Below are 15,239 nucleotides of genomic sequence, written 5' to 3'. Positions count from 1 at the left end.
GCAATGCTAACCCTAGGGATCGATCCGGGAACGGCCACGACCGGCTTCGGGATAGTCAGGCAGGACGGGGACAAACTGCTGCATGTGGAGTGCGGCTGTATCAAGACCTCGCCTAAAGATAACCCGCAAAGCCGCCTCTCGCAAATCTACCGCCAGGTCAAAGGGCTGATCAGCCGCTACCGACCTGATTCGGTCGCCGTGGAGCGGCTTTTTTTCGGCCGGAACATCACCACCGCGATGGCAGTCGGCCAGGCGCGGGGGATAATTCTCCTGGCGGTGGCTGAACAAAAACTGCCGCTGTCGGAATATACCCCGCTTGAAGTAAAAATGGCCCTGACCGGCTATGGCCGGGCGGATAAAAGACAGATCCAAATGATGGTTAAAACTCTGCTGAAATTGCCCCAGATCCCCAAACCGGACGACGCCGCCGATGCCCTGGCGATTGCGATCTGCCATCTTCATTCCTATCGGCTGAAAGAGGGGGGGGCATGATCGCTCATTTAAATGGGACCCTGGAGAGTGTTAGCCAGAACATGGTCGTCATCGAAGTCGGTCATATTGGGTACCTGGTGAAGGTCCCAACTGCGGTCATCTCCCGTTTGCCGGCGGTCGGCGACCCGCTCAAGCTTTATACCATTCAGATCGTTCGCGAAGACGATATCTCGCTTTACGGTTTTCTTTCGACCGAAGAACGGTCGCTTTTCTCGCTTTTTCTCTCGGTCTCCGGGGTCGGTCCCAAGATGGCGCTGGCCCTGATCTCCTCTTTTCCGCTCGACAAACTGGTCTCGGCCGTCGCCCAAGGGGACGTGGCGTTGCTCTCTTCCGTTTCCGGCGTTGGGAAAAAGACCGCCGAACGGGTAGTCGTGGAATTAAAAGAGAAGATCGCTAAGAAGTACGCCGTCACTCCGCAGGAGATGGGAGCGGGGATCAAGGGTGGGGAGAGTTCGCTCGGATCGGATTCGATTTCGGCGCTGATCTCGCTCGGTTATTCTCCCAGGGAGGCGCGCGACGCGGTCATGAAGGTCGACCTGGAAACGGTGACTACGGTCGAAGGGGTCATCAAGACCGCTCTCAAAAACCTCGTTTAACCCCAGTTGTCGATCAGCCAGCGTTCCGCCCAGCGCATCCAGCGGCGGGGTGGGAACCACTCTTCTTTCCGGTGGTCGATGTAGATCGAATAAATGTTGACCCAGTTCGCTCCCCAGATATCCATGAAGAGCTGATCGCCGATCATCGCCGTCTCTTCCGCTTTGGTCCCCAGAATTTCCAGCGACCGCCAAAAAGCGAAGGGAAGGGGCTTGAGGCTGAAGTGGAGCGAGGGGACGCCGAGCGTCTCGCCGAAATACTTTACCCTGATCGGATGACGGCTGTTTGAGGTCAGACAAATCTTGAAGCCTTCTTCTTTGCGGGACTGGATCCAGGCAAAAACTTTGGGGTAAACTTCTTTGACCTCGCGCGGGATCAAAGTATCGTCGATATCCAGGATCAAGCCTTTGATCCCCCGTTCGCGCAGGGCGCGCGTGTCGATCAGAAAAATATCGGGGACGATCTCCCGCGGATAAAAAAGTTTTCTAAGCATTGATCCTTTCGATCGCCAATGTTTTCCCCAGGTTGGCGATGACCCGGTCGAAATCGGCGGTAAAGTCGGGCGAGACCATCAGGTGAAGCGTTGCTTTGTCGCCGACTTCCGGTTTGGGGGTCCGGATGGCGACCATTCCCTGGAAAGCCTCGAAGTACGGGCAGATGATGTAAATGTCGGCTTTGTTGATCCGCAGGAAGACGTCGATCGAGTCTTTCATAGCTTGGGTATGTAGAACAGGACCAAGGCGGGAAGTTCCTGATAGAGGACCTTGTTCACTTCCTTGAGCTTAAGCTCCCGCTCCACCTGGTAGGCGACGCTGATGACTGAAACCTGGTCGAGGAGCATGTCGACCGTCGAATTGCTGAAGCTGTTGACGTTGGCCGCTCCGCCGGTATGAAAGAGCGGCTCGAGGAGCTTATAGGTGTCGACGACGTCGGGGGCCGCTTCACGGGTCAGGCTCTGGGTGAAGTCAGCTTTGTAACCGAGCAGATAAAGATGGTGCCGCCGCGAATTCAGCTCGTCGTTCCAGGCTTTGTCGTCATATTTGACCTGAATGAGAGTGATGTTCATTCCCAGCTCTTTTAATTCCTTTTTGATCTCTTTGGCGATGGCGACCGTTCTGATCCCGTCGGTGTGGAGCAGGGTGATCTTTTTCAGTTTGGGATGGACCGGGAGATATTTACCCCGGCGCATCAGGACCTTGGCCTGTTTCAGGTTGAAGGAATAGGGGGCCAGATCGGTCCGATAACCGGACATTCCCGGCGGAATGACGCTTCCCGGAGAAACCTCTTCGCTGGCCAGCCGGAGGATTGTCTGTTTATTGATCGCGTGGGCGGCCGCCTGGCGGACGTAAACGTTATTGAACGGCTCTTTCTCGAGATTAAAACCGAGGAACCAAATGCCGTCATAACAGGCCGCGGACGCTGCCGAAATGACAAATGACAAATAGCAAATGACAAATGAAGGGACGAGAAACCAGCGAATAAACTTAGTCTTGGTTTTCATAGCGTTTCCTGCCTATTTCAAATAAATTACCGCCGGTCGAATCGATCGTCACGGTTGCCGGGAAATCAACAACTTCGAGTTCGTAGACCGCTTCGGAGAGGAGCTCCGGATAAGCGACGATTTTGGCGCTTTTGACCTGTTTGGCGTAGAGGGCGGCGGCGCCGCCGGGAACGGTAAAGTAGACCGCTTTGTTTTTTTTGATCGCTTCAATAACTTCCTTGCTCCTCCTTCCCTTCCCTATCATCCCTGCCAATCCCTGGTTAAGCAGGGCCGGGGCAAAAGCATCCATCCGGGAGCTGGTCGTCGGACCGATCGAGCCGATCACTTCTCCCGGTTTGGTCGGAGTGGGGGAGGCGTAGTAAATGATCTGGCCTTGGAGGTCGAAGGGGGGCTGGTCGCCGAACTTTTTATGGGCGGCGTCCCGGGCGGTGTAGATCTTGCCGCTGATCAGGACTTCGTCCCCCGCTTTTAAGCCGGCGATCATTTCTGCCGTCAGCGGCGTGGTCAGTTTGATCGCGCTCATAGCGTCACCTTGCGCGCCCGGTGGGCGTGGCATTCAATGTTGACGGCCACCGGGAGCTGGGAGATGTGGCAGGGGGCGGTTTCGATACTGACCGCGAGCGCGGTTGTTCGTCCGCCCAGGCCCATCGGCCCGATCCCGAGGTTATTGATCTTAACTAAAAGTTCTTTTTCCCACTTGGCGAGATCGCTGTCGCTGTTACGATGGCCGATCTCCCGCAGGAGAGCCTTTTTCGCCGTTAAAGGAGCGGTCTCAAAGTTCCCGCCGATCCCAACCCCGACGATAACCGGCGGGCAGGCGTTTGGTCCCGCTTTAGAAACAGTTTCAATTATAAATTGGCTAATCTCTTCATGGCTGGAAGTTGGTTTGAAGAACTTAATGGCGCTGCAGTTCTCGGCTCCCCCGCCTTTGCACATCAGGTTGAGGGTGAGCTTATCTCCCGGGACGACCCGGGTATGGATGAAGGCCGGGGCATTGTCGCCGGTGTTTTGGCGGCGGAGCGGGTCGGAAACGATCGATTTGCGGAGATAGCCTTCTTTGTAACCGCGGCTGACTCCTTCGTTGACCGCTTCTTCCAGCGAGCCGTCAGTCAGCCGTATTTCTTGGCCGAGTTCGATCAAGACGACGACCGAGCCGGTGTCCTGGCAGATGGGGCGTTTTTCTTTGCGGGCGATCCCGGCGTTGTGGATGAGCTGGCGGAGGATTTCGCGGCCGTTGGGGGATTCCTCATCTTTAAGCGCTTTATTTAAAGCGGCTTCAACATCTTCGGAGAGGTTTGTATTAGCCTCAATGCAGAGGTCCCGAATCGCCGTGGTGATCTTTTTGACCGATAGCTCGCGCATAGATTAATTATACTATAAATTTATGCCGCCAAGGAGATGCTTAACCGCCGCCCCCGCTTTTTGCAGGGCGGTCAGTTCTTCGTCCGTCAGCTTAAGGGTGACGATCTCTTCAATTCCGTTCTTTCCCAGCCTGGCCGGAACGCCGAGGCAAACATCGCTGATGCCGTATTCGCCGGAGAGGAGGCAGCAGCTGTTGATGATCTCTTTGGTGTCGCGGACGATCGCTTCCGCCATCCTGGCGGCCGCCGTTCCGGGAGCGTAGTAAGCGGAGCCGGTTTTAAGGAGAGCGACGATTTCCGCGCCGCCATCGGTTGTCCGCTTAACCAGGCTAGCGACCTGTTCCGGGGAGAAAAGTTCGGTGATCGGTTTCCCTTTGACGGTGGAGAGGCGGGGGACCGGGACCATCAGGTCGCCGTGGCTTCCCATAACTTCAGCGTAAACTTCGGTGACCGGGGCGTTGGCCAGCTCGGCAATAAAAGACTGCATCCTGGCGGCGTCGAGGAGCGGCGCCATGCCAAGGACCCGGCTGGCCGGAAGGCCGGAAACTTTCAAGGCGTGATAGGTCATAACATCGAGCGGATTGGTGACCATCAGCAGGACCGCTTGCGGGGCGTGTTGGGCGACCTGTTTGACCACGCCGGCGACGATCTCGGCGTTCTTGTGGATCAGGTCGTCGCGCGACATTCCCGGTTTCCTGGCGAGGCCGGCGGTCATGACCACGACCTGCGAACCTTTAATATCGGCGTAGTTATTGGTACCGGTGATCTTGGTAGTAAACCTTTCGATCGACCCGGACTGGGTCATGTCGAGCGCTTTCCCCTGGGGAATTCCTTCAACGATGTCGAGGAGGACCAGGTCGGCAAAATCGCGTTGCGCGAGTTTATAAGCGCATTGAGCGCCCACGTTCCCGGCGCCGATGATCGTGATCTTTGGTTTCATAATAATGATTTTAACAGAGAATGACGTCTGGTTCAAATTGTCAGGCTGGTCAATCGAACTGAAATTTTTGTCGGAAAGTGGTGAATAATAAGCATGCAAATAAAACTTAAAATGACGCCTCTTTCCCCAATGGCGATCCCGATCAAACGGCAGGGGGCAGGGGTTGTCCCGCCAGCCAGAAAAGAGCTACTGAAGGCGGTCGTTGATTTCGCGGTTTATTCCGGGCTGAACCGGATTTCCAAAAACGTTGTGGCGCGGCTCAATCGAGACCGCTATTTCCCTTATATCTTTTCCCCGCTGCTTGACCATGGTAGTTTTTATTATTCTTGCGAATCAACGGATTATTATGAAGGGCGACGAAATGCTTTACGCGGGGTTCTGGTCGGCGATCGGAAAGGAATTGACGGGTTGCTTTGCCAGGGGATACAGCTGTACTTTAATAATTTCCCGAATTCAATGCCTGGCGGTAGTTATCGAAAAATGGCGGCTGAATTTCCTGATCTTTATCAAGAGAAACAGCCGGTATTCGAGACGATCGATCGTTTACTGGCTGGCCGGGGAATAACAAATTTGGCTCGGAAATTGGGGGCGGCTAAGTTTGACGATTATAATAAGCGCTTGCCATACCTGAAAATATGTCTCGATATTTATATAGAAATGGTCGATAAATATGGCTTTGATCCCGATTCGCTTTGGAGATAACTGATGAGCGATATCGCTAAAATTTATCGTCCCTTTACTACACTGGTCGGAAGATACGGGCGAGAGGTAATGAGGGTCCCAAGAGTTAAAGTTGAGCTAATGGAAACGATCCTGCTTTCCCGATACGCTTGCCAGAGCGTCGTTTCTCAAGGTCGCCTAGAGCTGGAAGCGCCCGATCGGTTCCGGACCTGTTTTGCCCGCGACCGTGATCGGATCGTTTATTCCGATCATTACCCGCTCCTGGCTGGCAAGGCCCAGGTCTTTTCTCCGGAATCGCTCTCTCTGGAATTTACCCAGATCGTCCATAACCGCCATTTCCACGTCGAAAAAGTTGCCCAGGTCGCCCGCTCGATCTGTCGGGCCCTCCGTTTGAACGAGGACCTGGCCGAAGCGATCGCCCTAGGGCATGATCTGGGGCACTCGATCTTTGGGCACGAAGGAGAAAAGATCCTCGACGAATTCAGCCAGACATACCTGGGGGTGCCGTTCAAGCACAACCGCCAGAGTTTGCGGGTGGTCCGGGAGCTGGAAAAACTCAACCTTTCCGTGGAGGTCATGAACGGGATCCTTTGCCATGACGGCGAACGCAAAGACCCGGTTCTTAGGCCGAATGAAAATGGCAACTATTTTGACGATCGTGAATTTCCGATGACTCTGGAAGGGTGCGTTGTCCGCCTGGCTGACCGGATTGCCTATCTCCCCATGGATGTTTTGGACGCGGGCCGGCTCTCGATCATTGAGGTCAATGATCTGCCGCAAATGGTCAGGGAGATTTTGGGGACGACCCCGGCCCAGATGATCGACACCATGGTGCGGAGCGTGATCGCTCACAGCGCCGGGCGAAATTATATTACGATGGGGGAACAGGAACTGGCGGCGATAGACGCGTTGATGAGCTTTAATTACCGGCACATTTATATCGGCAGCCGGGTCAAACAGGAGTTCATGGCGACGATGACCGATTGCGTCAGGACCATCTTTGATTATTATCTTATTAAAAACAAGTTGTCCGCCCAAGCCGCGATCGACAAGATCGTCGGCCTGACTGACCGTGAGGCGCTCGCTCTTTGGAACAATATTAATAACGGACGCTTTTAACCCGCTTGGCTTTTCCCTTTTTCCCGCTATAATAGCCGGGGGGAAGGTGGAAAGATGAATAAATATCTCCAATATATTGTCTATGCCTTGATTGTTGGCGCTTTGACCTACACCTTCGGCTGCGGCGGTTCGTCGCCGGCGACCACCACGACCACGACCTTGCCGTCCGCCAGCTGGCAGGGGATCGGCGGCGGGACTGACGCCCCCGTTTACGCTCTGATCTTTGACAATTCGGGCTATTTGATCGCCGGTGGATCTTTTACCAACGCCAGTGGGATTGCCGATACCAGTTACGTCGCCCGTTGGAATGGCTCCCGTTGGGAGCCGCTTGGCAAAGGACTTAACGGAACAGTTTACGTTTTAGCTAAAGATTCACATGGCTATATTTACGCGGGCGGAACATTCTCGATCGCCCATAATTCTTCCGGCGACGTAGCGGCTTCCAATCTCGCCCGTTGGACGGGAACTGCTTGGGAAGCGGTCGGTGGCGGAGTTAACGGGGATGTTTATGCTCTGGCGATCGATCCCTCCGACAATCTTTATGTCGGCGGCTCTTTTACTTCCGCCGGCGGGACCATTGTGCAGAATGTCGCGGAATGGGACGGCCTCGCTTGGCGGAACCTGGCGGGCGGGACCGATAGTCCGGTTCATTCGTTAAGTTATGACGCGACTTATAAACTTATTGCCGGTGGGGCCTTTCTTAATACCGTTTCCGGGGTTAGCGCCAAACGGATCGCCCGCTGGAACGGGGCGAGCTGGAGTGATTTATCCTCCGGCCGCGATTATTATATTAACGCCACTGTGACGGTGACCACCAATGTTTTTGCCGCCGGCGCGCTGATCGATACCAGCGATAAACGGATCATGGCTCGCTGGGATGGGACCAGCTGGGAACAGCTGGCGGTGGGAACGGCGGTCGGCGACAGCGTTAACGCGCTGGTGGCCGATTCTTTGGGAAAAGTCTACGTGGCGGGAAAATTCGCGACGGCCGGTGGTGTGACCGTTAACGGCCTGACCGCCTACGACGGCGCGACCTGGGAAGCTTTTGGCGGCGGTTTGGACGGGAACCTGGTCCGGGCGGTCGCGCTTGACGCTTCAGGCAATATTTATGTCGGCGGCGACTTTTCTAAAGCGGGCGGGGTCAGCGTCTCGTATATCGCCAAATATAATAAATCCTGAAATATTCTCCTGAAAATGGCGATATATATTCGTGGTTATTTCTACCAGGCTATCGCCGAAACCGAGAACGCTTGTTTTGACCCACCTGACGCCAACCGCCGGGTGTTTGCCGGATTGCGGCAAACTTTGGGACCTTCAGGATGCCGCGTTTGCCGGCGGCCGGCCTTTTGAACGACGCGCCTCGCTCCTGCTGGAAGGGTCGCGCTTGCCGCTGGTCGGTAATAATACGGCGGCGGACGTTAAGGTCTTTTCCTGGTCGGGCCGCTTGGACGATCCGACTCTTCCTCCCGGACAACAGCGCTTTGCCGATGCTCTCTCCCCTTTATTTCCAGCCGCTCAAAGAGGGATTGCCGGCCCCGGTTTTAATCAGATCATCTTTGGCGGTGGGAACCTGGACTTTTGTCTTTTCCGGACGATTGTTTCGGCTATTCAGATAAAACTTAAACAAAATGAGCCCCTTTACGCGGCGATCCCGCTGGCTTTAACATATTATTCGGAGCGGGTTGAATCCCCGATCGATTACGCGCGGCAGCCAAACGAATATACTAAGTATTTATCGCTTGCCCATGATCAGGGGGAGATCGGAATGTTCAGGATCAATGTTGATGACGAAACAATCTTGCGCCGCGACGGCCGCGGGCCCTTGATCGAACTTAATTTTTACACTGTTTTCAAATTCCTTTTCGGCTCTCTGCAGTTTTTTCCCGAGTTAAGGGAGCCGCAAGTTCAGGCGAGAGTTTTTGCTAATTTTTGTTCGCCCCGCCGCCGCCAGGTCGGCTAAAGACTATTGGCGATCGCCGCGAATTCTTCGATCGAGACCGTTTCCGGCCGGCGATTGAGATCGACCGGTGAATTGGTCAGCCCGAAAGGTTTGAGGGAGTTGCTTAATTTTTTGCGGCGCTGCTGGAAGGCGGCGTGGACCAGATCAAAAAAGAGTTTGGCATCCTTAACTTCATACTTGGGCGTTTTATAAGGCTTAAGGGCGACGACGGCTGAACTGACTTCCGGCCAGGGGAGAAAGGACGATTTCGAAACGAGGGAGTTTAATTTAACTTCGGCGTAAAACTGGCAGAAGATCGAAAAAGAGCCGTAGTTTTTTGTCCCGGCTCCGGCGACCATCCGCTCCGCCACCTCTTTTTGCGTCATGACCACCGCCACCTCCGGCTTTTCTGCCGCCTCCAGAATCTTTTCAATGATCGGCGAGGTAATATAATAGGGGAGATTGCCGACCACTTTATAGCGGCGGCCAAGGGCGAGTTCGGCCAGGCTGGTCTTGAGGACGTCTTGGTTCACAAAACTAATGTTGGGGAGGGGCGCCAGGACCTTTTTGCTGATGCTCATCAATTCCTGATCGATCTCCACGGCGATCAGGTGATGGACGTTTTTGGCCAGTTCGGCGGTCACGACCCCCAGGCCGGAACCAATCTCGATTACCAGGTCGTCTTGGCCCAATTCGGCGGCGGCAATGATCCGGGCGATAACCTGCGGATCGACCAGAAAATGCTGGCCCAGCCTTTTGCGGGGAAAGCGGTTGTAAGTGATCAGGAGCTGGCGGGTGATTTCGGCCAGGGTCGGGGTCATTTATTCCGGGCGAAGTGGGCCGCGACTTTGATTGCCGCGATCAGGCTCTCCGGGCTGGCCCAGCCTTTGCCGGCGATGTTGAACCCGGTCCCGTGGTCGACCGAGGTCCTGATGATCGGCAGGCCGATGGTCACGTTGACCGAGTGATTGAAGGAGAGGAGCTTGAGCGGGATCAGTCCCTGATCGTGGTACATGGCGATGACGATGTCGTACTTGCCGCTGTTGGCGAGATAGAAGATCGCGTCCGGGGAGATCGGCCCTTCGACGTCGATCCCCATTTTTTTTGCTTCTTCGACCGCCGGTTTAATGATCTTAATTTCTTCCTTGCCGAAGATCCCGTTCTCACCGGCGTGCGGGTTGAGCCCGGCGACCCCGATGCGCGGTTTCTTTCCCCGGTCGGCCAGCAGGAAATCGTGCGCCATTTTGATCTGGGCGACCAGCTTCTTTTTCTTCAGGTGGCGGCTGACGGCGCTTAAGGGGAGATGAGTTGTGGCCAGCATCAGCCAGAGCTTTTCGGAAACGAACATCATGGCGTATTTTTTGGTCTTGGTCTTGGCCGCCAGGATCTCGGTGTGGCCGTCAAAGCGGAACCCGGCTTTGCGGATCGATTCTTTGTTGATCGGTCCGGTAGTGATGGCGTCGATCTGGTGGTCGAGGGCGAGGCCGATCGCTTTGTCAATGTATTCAAAGGCCGCTTTCCCCGCCATTTTTGAGACCTGGCCGATCTTGAGCTTGGGAAGGTCGACGTTGTTCAGGTCGAAAATATCGATAGTTTTGGGTTTGAACTGGGCGGCGTTGATCGCGGCGATGGAATGAAGTTCGATCCCCTTGATCTTGGCGGTTTGCAATCCCTGGCGCAAGACGCCGCTGTCGCCGATGACGACGCAGCGGGCGACGCTTTGGACTTCCTGCGAAGCGAGAGCTTTAGCGCAAATTTCGGGACCGATGCCGGCCGGGTCCCCCATGGTGATCCCGATGATCGGTCTATCCATCCTCACCCACCCTCGCTTTGCTCGGGTTCCCCCTCTCCACTTCGTGGAGAGGGCCGAAAAAATAAATACAATTAATAACCCTCTCCATGAAAATGGAGAGGGGGGACCATTTCGAATGTAATGAGAAATGGTGGGAGAGGTTATCCATTATACCTGATGCCTGCTTTTTCCAGCCGTTCCAGCGCCTGGCAGAGCCGGTCTTCGGGGACGACCAGCGCTGACCGAACGTAACCTTCGCCGATGTCGCCGAACGAGATCCCCGGCGAAACGACGATCCCGGTCTTGTTGATCACGTCCGTGGCGAATTCGGTCGAATCGTACCCTTGCGGGACCGGGATCCAAACGTACATCGAACCTTTTGGTTTTTTGAGCTTCCAGCCGAGGGCATTGAGGCCGTCGACCAAAATGTCACGCCGGCGCTGGTAGGTGGCCCGGACGTTTTCCATGTAGCCGTTCTTTAATTCGAAGGCGGTGATCGCCGCTTTTTGGACCGCGGTGAATAAACCATAATCAAGGTTGGTCTTGATCTTGCGAAGCGATTCGATCAGGTTCCGGTTCCCGACGGCAAAACCGCAGCGCCAGCCGGGCATGCCGAAGGTTTTCGAAGTGGTGTGGAATTCGATGGCGATATCTTTTGCTCCCGGGATGGAGAAGATCGAGAGCGGTTTTTGGCCGTCAAAGTAGATCTCCGCGTAAGCGAAATCATGGACCAGAATGATGTTGTGCTTTTTGCAGAAAGCGACCGCTTCTTCAAAAAATTCCCGCGGCGCTAAGGCTCCGGTCGGGTTGGTCGGGAAACTCAAGAACATGATCTTGGCTTTGTCGGCGATCCCCGGCACGACGTTCTTGAGATCAGGGAGGAAGTTTTTGTGTTCGGTCGTCGGCAGGGAGATTGGCTCGCCTCCGGCCAGAATGGTGCCGCGGAAATGGGCCGGGTAGGCCGGCATCGGGACCAGAGTAAAATCGCCGGGATTAACGTAAGCCAGCGTGAAGTGGATGATCCCTTCTTTGGAGCCGATCAGAGTCACGACCTCATGGTCCGGGTCGATGTTGATGTTGTACTGTCTTTTGCACCAGTTAGCGACCGCTTCTTTGAACTCCGGCGCCCCTTCGAACGACGGATAGCGGTGATTTTCCGGGTTTTTCATCGATTCCACCAGGGCGGCGATCGCTTCCGGCGGCGGCGGGATATCGGGGTTCCCCATTCCCAGGTCGATCAGGTCGACTCCCTGGGCCGCTTTTTCCGCTTTTATTTTGTCGAGTTGGGCGAAAACATAGATCGGTAGTTTTAGCAATCTTTGCGCTTCTTCAAGTTTTTTCATTGTAAACGACTCCTTAGGGCTTCCTTGGCGTGATAAGAACTTCGGACAAATGGGCCTGAATCAACTCTCAAAAAGCCCATCTGTTCGCCGATAACCTTGTATTCATCAAATTCTTCCGGGGTTACGTAACGCTCGGCCGGAAGATGGCGCCGCGAAGGAGGGAGATACTGCCCGATGGTGATCAGGTCGCAGCCGGCGTGCCGCAGGTCGGCCAAAATCCCAATAATCTCGCCCTTTTCCTCCCCTAATCCTACCATAAAACCGCTCTTAGTGTAAACACCGCCCTCGGCGGCTGTTTTAAGTAATTTAAGCGAGCGCTGGTAGACCGCTTGCGGTCTGATCCGGCGGTAAAGGCGGGGAATTGTCTCGACGTTGTGGTTCAGAACGGTCGGATTGGCCAGGAGGACCGTGTGGAGTGCTTTTTCATCTCCCTGAAAATCAGGGATCAGGACCTCGATCTGCGCGTCGGGGAGATCGGCTTTGACCGCCAGGATAGTTTCGGCAAAATGGGCCGCGCCGCCGTCGGGGAGATCGTCCCGGGTCACCGAGGTTATCACGACGTAATCAAGGTTCAGTTTTTTAGCCGCCGCCGCGACCTTGCTCGGTTCGTTCGGATCGAGCGGGACCGGCTCGCCGTGCCCGATCCCGCAAAAAGCGCAGCTCCGGCTGCAGATCCCCCCCATGATCATGAAAGTGCAGGTCCCTTGGGAGAAGCATTCACCGATGTTCGGACAGGAGGCCGATTCGCAGACGGTATGGAGAGTGTGGTCCGCTAGTTGCGCGCGGATTTCCCGGATATGCTTGAGCTTCGGCGTCCTTTTAATGAGGAAATTAGGTAAGGACACTGAGCAGTTTTTCCATTCGTTCCCGGTTGATGGCGTAAGCCAGGGTCTGTTCCATGGTGATCTGGTTGGCTTTCATCAGGGCGTAGAGTGATGAATCCATCGTTTGCATCCCCTGTTGGACCCCGATCTCCATCATTGAATAGATATCCTGGGTGGCCCCTTTTCTGATAATGTTTCGGATCCCGGGAGTGACTTTTAAGATCTCGAAGGCGCCGACCAAGCCTTTTTTGTCGAGGCGGGGGATCAACTGCTGGGAAATGATCCCCTGCAGGGTCAAGGAGAGCTGGGTCCTGACCTGGGCTTGCTGGTGAGGAGGGAAAACGTCGATGATACGATCGATGCTCTGAACGGCGTCTTGCGTATGCAGGGTGGAAATGACCAAGTGGCCGGTTTCCGCGGCGGTGATCGCCATCTGGACCGATTCCAGGTCGCGCATTTCGCCGACTAAGATGACGTCCGGGATTTGACGGAGGACCCGTTTGAGCGCTTCACCGAACGAGTTGGTATCGAGGCCGACCTCGCGCTGTTCAATGACCGAAAGTTTGGGGGAATGGACGAATTCGATCGGGTCTTCAATGGTGACGATGTGGCAGGGGCGGGAGCCGTTGATCAGGTCGATCATGGAGGCCTGGGTGGTCGATTTGCCGCAGCCGGTCGGACCGGTCACGATCACCATTCCTCGTTCCAGCTGGGTAAAAGTTTTGACGATCTGCGGCAATCTTAGGCTATCCAAAGATGGGATTTCTTTTGGAATGCGGCGGATCGTGGCGCCGATTCCCCCCATTTGATAGTGGAGGTTGATCCTATAACGGCTGTGAGCGTCTTCATAGGAGGTGTCGAGTTCTTTTTCCCTGGCAAAACGTTCCATTTCTTCCTTGCGGATGATGGGCTTGATCAGGGAGTCGACCTCTTCATTGGTCAGGAGCTTGTCGCCGATCTTCACCAGATCGTTATTGATGCGCAGGACTGGGTAGTTTTTGGTTGCCAGGAGGAGGTCGGAGGCTTTGTTCTCGTTGAGCTGAAGCAAAAAACTATTGATATCCACTGCAGGCTCCTTTGTTTGACTTTGACTTGTGGATACTATATAATCGACCCCACTTAATGTCAAGGTCATGTTAATTTTATTTCTATTAATCATCGGCGCGGTTGTTGGAAGTTTCTTAAACGTTTGCATCTACCGCTTACCCCGCAATGAATCCGTTGTTTGGCCGGCTTCGCATTGCCCGGCTTGCGGCAAAGTTTTGACGCCGGTGGAATTGGTCCCGGTCATCAGTTTTCTTTTCCTGCGGGGAAAATGTGCCGGCTGCCGGGCGCCGATCTCCGTTCGCTATCCGATCGTCGAGCTGATGACCGCTTTACTTTTTGTCTCGATCTGGAATTTTACCGGCGGCAATCTCCTGCATTATATTTTTTACCTGATCTTCGTGCTGGGCCTTCTCGTTATCTTGTTTATTGACCTGGAGCATATGCTGATGCCGGACGTGGTCAGCTTCGGCGGGATCTTTTTCGGCTTGGTTTTTGCCGTGGTTAAGGCCGGCGCCGCCGGATCGCTGACCCCGCTCTTTGACCCCCTGCTTGGCGGCTTGCTTGGTTTGGGTTTCTTTTTTTCAGTCGCTAAATTAGGGGGCCTCTGGTTCAAAAAAGAGGTTATCGGCGAGGGGGATTTTTATTTGGCCGCTTTTATGGGGGTCTATCTTGGCGTTGCCGGGTTAATTGTCGCTCTATTTGTCGCTTACCTTAGCGCGGCGATCGTGGCGGGGATCATGCTGATGGGTAATAAGGTCAAAATGGACAACTATATTCCCTTTGGTCCGGCGCTGGCTTTTGGCGGCTTGGTTTCTTTATTGTGCGGCCAGACGATCATTCTTTGGTACATTGGAGCGTTCTGGCAGATATGAAGCGGGCAGGACTGATAATTGCAGTTTTAGCCATTATTTACTTTATTTTTCTTATTCGTCAGGATATAATTAATTATCGCGATCTGGTCCGCGATCAGGAAGCGGTCGGGCGACGGGTTGCTTTTGAAGAAAACCGGTCGCTGGAACTGCGCGAACGGCTGGCCAGGCTAAAGGGGAACGATCTGGTCGAAGAGATCGCCCGGACCAAGCTGGGCTTGATAAAAAAAGGCGAGACCGCCTATAAAGTTGTTTTGGAAAAATGATTGTCGGGGGGTGAATAATTTTTGCCGTTAGAGACAGGTTTGGAAGTTGAAGGAAAAGTTACCGGGATAACCAATTTCGGAGCTTTTATGGAACTACCGGAAAAACTAGTCGGACTGGTCCATATTTCCCAGGTTTCCGATTCATATGTGACTGATATCAGCAAACATATCCGGATCGGCGACGTCCTCAAGGTCAAGGTCCTTGGGGTCAATAAAGAAGGGAAATATGATCTGTCGATCAAACAGGTCGGAAAAACTGTTTGGACCCCCCCCAAGCCGAAAAAACCGAGAGAAGAATACAATCCGCAGCCTGGAAATTTTGAAGACAAGCTCACCATGTTTTTAAAACAGAGCGATGAAAAACAGCTGGATTGGAAACGCAATCTCGAGTATAAGCAAGTGGGGAAGAAGAAAAAGTTGAAGTAGTCCTCGTTTTTGCCCGGATGGCGGAATTGGTAGATCCCGATGCGC

The 15,239-nt window shown here is 54.3% G+C and carries 20 protein-coding genes; 9 read left to right on the top strand and 11 right to left on the bottom strand.

From position 1 onward, the window contains the following. The first annotated feature begins 3 nt into the window (after positions 1–3). Complete coding sequence (ruvC, locus tag WC772_03765; protein ID MFA6169870.1) at positions 4–492, top strand: crossover junction endodeoxyribonuclease RuvC; 489 nt, start codon at positions 4–6, stop codon at positions 490–492. After that, positions 489–1,088, top strand: a complete 600-nt coding sequence (gene ruvA, locus WC772_03760; GenBank protein ID MFA6169869.1) for a Holliday junction branch migration protein RuvA — start codon at positions 489–491, stop codon at positions 1,086–1,088. Before ruvC ends, ruvA begins: the two co-directional genes overlap by 4 nt. Here ruvA and WC772_03755 read toward each other — a convergent pair. The 6 genes from WC772_03755 to mdh are packed head-to-tail and all read right to left on the bottom strand — an operon-like array spanning position 1,085 to position 4,888. Next, a complete protein-coding gene (locus tag WC772_03755) occupies positions 1,085–1,579 on the bottom strand; it encodes a YqeG family HAD IIIA-type phosphatase (protein ID MFA6169868.1) in 495 nt (164 codons plus the stop codon). The two genes, ruvA and WC772_03755, sit on opposite strands and share 4 nt — an antisense overlap. After that, a complete protein-coding gene (locus WC772_03750) occupies positions 1,572–1,799 on the bottom strand; it encodes a hypothetical protein (protein MFA6169867.1) in 228 nt (75 codons plus the stop codon). Before WC772_03750 ends, WC772_03755 begins: the two co-directional genes overlap by 8 nt. Beyond that, complete coding sequence (locus tag WC772_03745; GenBank protein MFA6169866.1) at positions 1,796–2,587, bottom strand: ABC transporter substrate-binding protein; 792 nt, start codon at positions 2,585–2,587, stop codon at positions 1,796–1,798. The genes WC772_03750 and WC772_03745 overlap by 4 nt, the downstream gene beginning before the upstream one ends. Further along, complete coding sequence (locus WC772_03740) at positions 2,571–3,110, bottom strand: Fe-S-containing hydro-lyase (protein ID MFA6169865.1); 540 nt, start codon at positions 3,108–3,110, stop codon at positions 2,571–2,573. Before WC772_03740 ends, WC772_03745 begins: the two co-directional genes overlap by 17 nt. Beyond that, entirely contained in the window at positions 3,107–3,949 is an 843-nt protein-coding gene (locus tag WC772_03735) for a fumarate hydratase (GenBank protein ID MFA6169864.1), read from the bottom strand. The genes WC772_03740 and WC772_03735 overlap by 4 nt, the downstream gene beginning before the upstream one ends. A gap of 12 nt (positions 3,950–3,961) precedes the next feature. Beyond that, positions 3,962–4,888, bottom strand: a complete 927-nt coding sequence (gene mdh / locus WC772_03730; GenBank protein MFA6169863.1) for a malate dehydrogenase — start codon at positions 4,886–4,888, stop codon at positions 3,962–3,964. 93 nt (positions 4,889–4,981) lie between these two features. Between mdh and WC772_03725 the strand changes: the two genes are divergently transcribed. From WC772_03725 to WC772_03710, 4 genes are all read left to right on the top strand, one after another. Continuing rightward, positions 4,982–5,590, top strand: a complete 609-nt coding sequence (locus tag WC772_03725) for a hypothetical protein (GenBank protein ID MFA6169862.1) — start codon at positions 4,982–4,984, stop codon at positions 5,588–5,590. Positions 5,591–5,659: 69 nt separating this feature from the next. Beyond that, positions 5,660–6,688 (top strand): HD domain-containing protein, encoded by a 1,029-nt coding sequence (locus WC772_03720; GenBank protein MFA6169861.1) that lies wholly within the window; start codon positions 5,660–5,662, stop codon positions 6,686–6,688. A gap of 54 nt (positions 6,689–6,742) precedes the next feature. Then, positions 6,743–7,867, top strand: a complete 1,125-nt coding sequence (locus WC772_03715) for a hypothetical protein (GenBank protein ID MFA6169860.1) — start codon at positions 6,743–6,745, stop codon at positions 7,865–7,867. 31 nt (positions 7,868–7,898) lie between these two features. After that, a complete protein-coding gene (locus WC772_03710; GenBank protein ID MFA6169859.1) occupies positions 7,899–8,648 on the top strand; it encodes a hypothetical protein in 750 nt (249 codons plus the stop codon). On the opposite strand, the gene rsmA is transcribed toward WC772_03710, so the two are convergent. The 5 genes from rsmA to WC772_03685 all read right to left on the bottom strand — a co-directional run bounded on the left by rsmA (position 8,645) and on the right by WC772_03685 (position 13,652). Beyond that, positions 8,645–9,448: a 16S rRNA (adenine(1518)-N(6)/adenine(1519)-N(6))-dimethyltransferase RsmA gene (rsmA, locus tag WC772_03705; protein ID MFA6169858.1), complete on the bottom strand. Its 804-nt coding sequence runs from the start codon at positions 9,446–9,448 to the stop codon at positions 8,645–8,647. The two genes, WC772_03710 and rsmA, sit on opposite strands and share 4 nt — an antisense overlap. Continuing rightward, positions 9,445–10,440, bottom strand: a complete 996-nt coding sequence (gene pdxA / locus WC772_03700) for a 4-hydroxythreonine-4-phosphate dehydrogenase PdxA (protein ID MFA6169857.1) — start codon at positions 10,438–10,440, stop codon at positions 9,445–9,447. The genes rsmA and pdxA overlap by 4 nt, the downstream gene beginning before the upstream one ends. A 140-nt stretch (positions 10,441–10,580) precedes the next feature. Then, the gene (locus WC772_03695) at positions 10,581–11,762 is read right to left on the bottom strand and encodes an LL-diaminopimelate aminotransferase (GenBank protein ID MFA6169856.1); all 1,182 of its coding nucleotides are present in this window, start codon (positions 11,760–11,762) and stop codon (positions 10,581–10,583) included. Then, on the bottom strand, positions 11,759–12,607 hold the full coding sequence (lipA, locus tag WC772_03690; protein ID MFA6169855.1) for a lipoyl synthase: 849 nt from the start codon (positions 12,605–12,607) through the stop codon (positions 11,759–11,761). Before lipA ends, WC772_03695 begins: the two co-directional genes overlap by 4 nt. Next, a complete protein-coding gene (locus WC772_03685; protein MFA6169854.1) occupies positions 12,594–13,652 on the bottom strand; it encodes a PilT/PilU family type 4a pilus ATPase in 1,059 nt (352 codons plus the stop codon). The genes lipA and WC772_03685 overlap by 14 nt, the downstream gene beginning before the upstream one ends. A gap of 67 nt (positions 13,653–13,719) precedes the next feature. Between WC772_03685 and WC772_03680 the strand changes: the two genes are divergently transcribed. Genes WC772_03680 through WC772_03670 form a run of 3 tightly spaced genes read left to right on the top strand, consistent with a single transcriptional unit; the run spans position 13,720 to position 15,194 of the window. Next, the gene (locus WC772_03680; GenBank protein ID MFA6169853.1) at positions 13,720–14,505 is read left to right on the top strand and encodes a prepilin peptidase; all 786 of its coding nucleotides are present in this window, start codon (positions 13,720–13,722) and stop codon (positions 14,503–14,505) included. Next, on the top strand, positions 14,502–14,768 hold the full coding sequence (locus tag WC772_03675) for a septum formation initiator family protein (protein ID MFA6169852.1): 267 nt from the start codon (positions 14,502–14,504) through the stop codon (positions 14,766–14,768). The genes WC772_03680 and WC772_03675 overlap by 4 nt, the downstream gene beginning before the upstream one ends. 21 nt (positions 14,769–14,789) lie before the next feature. Further along, positions 14,790–15,194, top strand: a complete 405-nt coding sequence (locus tag WC772_03670) for a S1 RNA-binding domain-containing protein (GenBank protein MFA6169851.1) — start codon at positions 14,790–14,792, stop codon at positions 15,192–15,194. The last annotated feature ends 45 nt before the right edge of the window (positions 15,195–15,239 follow it).

It is taken from the genome of Candidatus Margulisiibacteriota bacterium (genome assembly GCA_041661965.1).
Lineage (GTDB): Bacteria > Margulisbacteria > WOR-1 > O2-12-FULL-45-9 > XYB2-FULL-48-7 > XYB2-FULL-45-9.
This window is presented reverse-complemented; position numbering and strand designations above follow the sequence as displayed.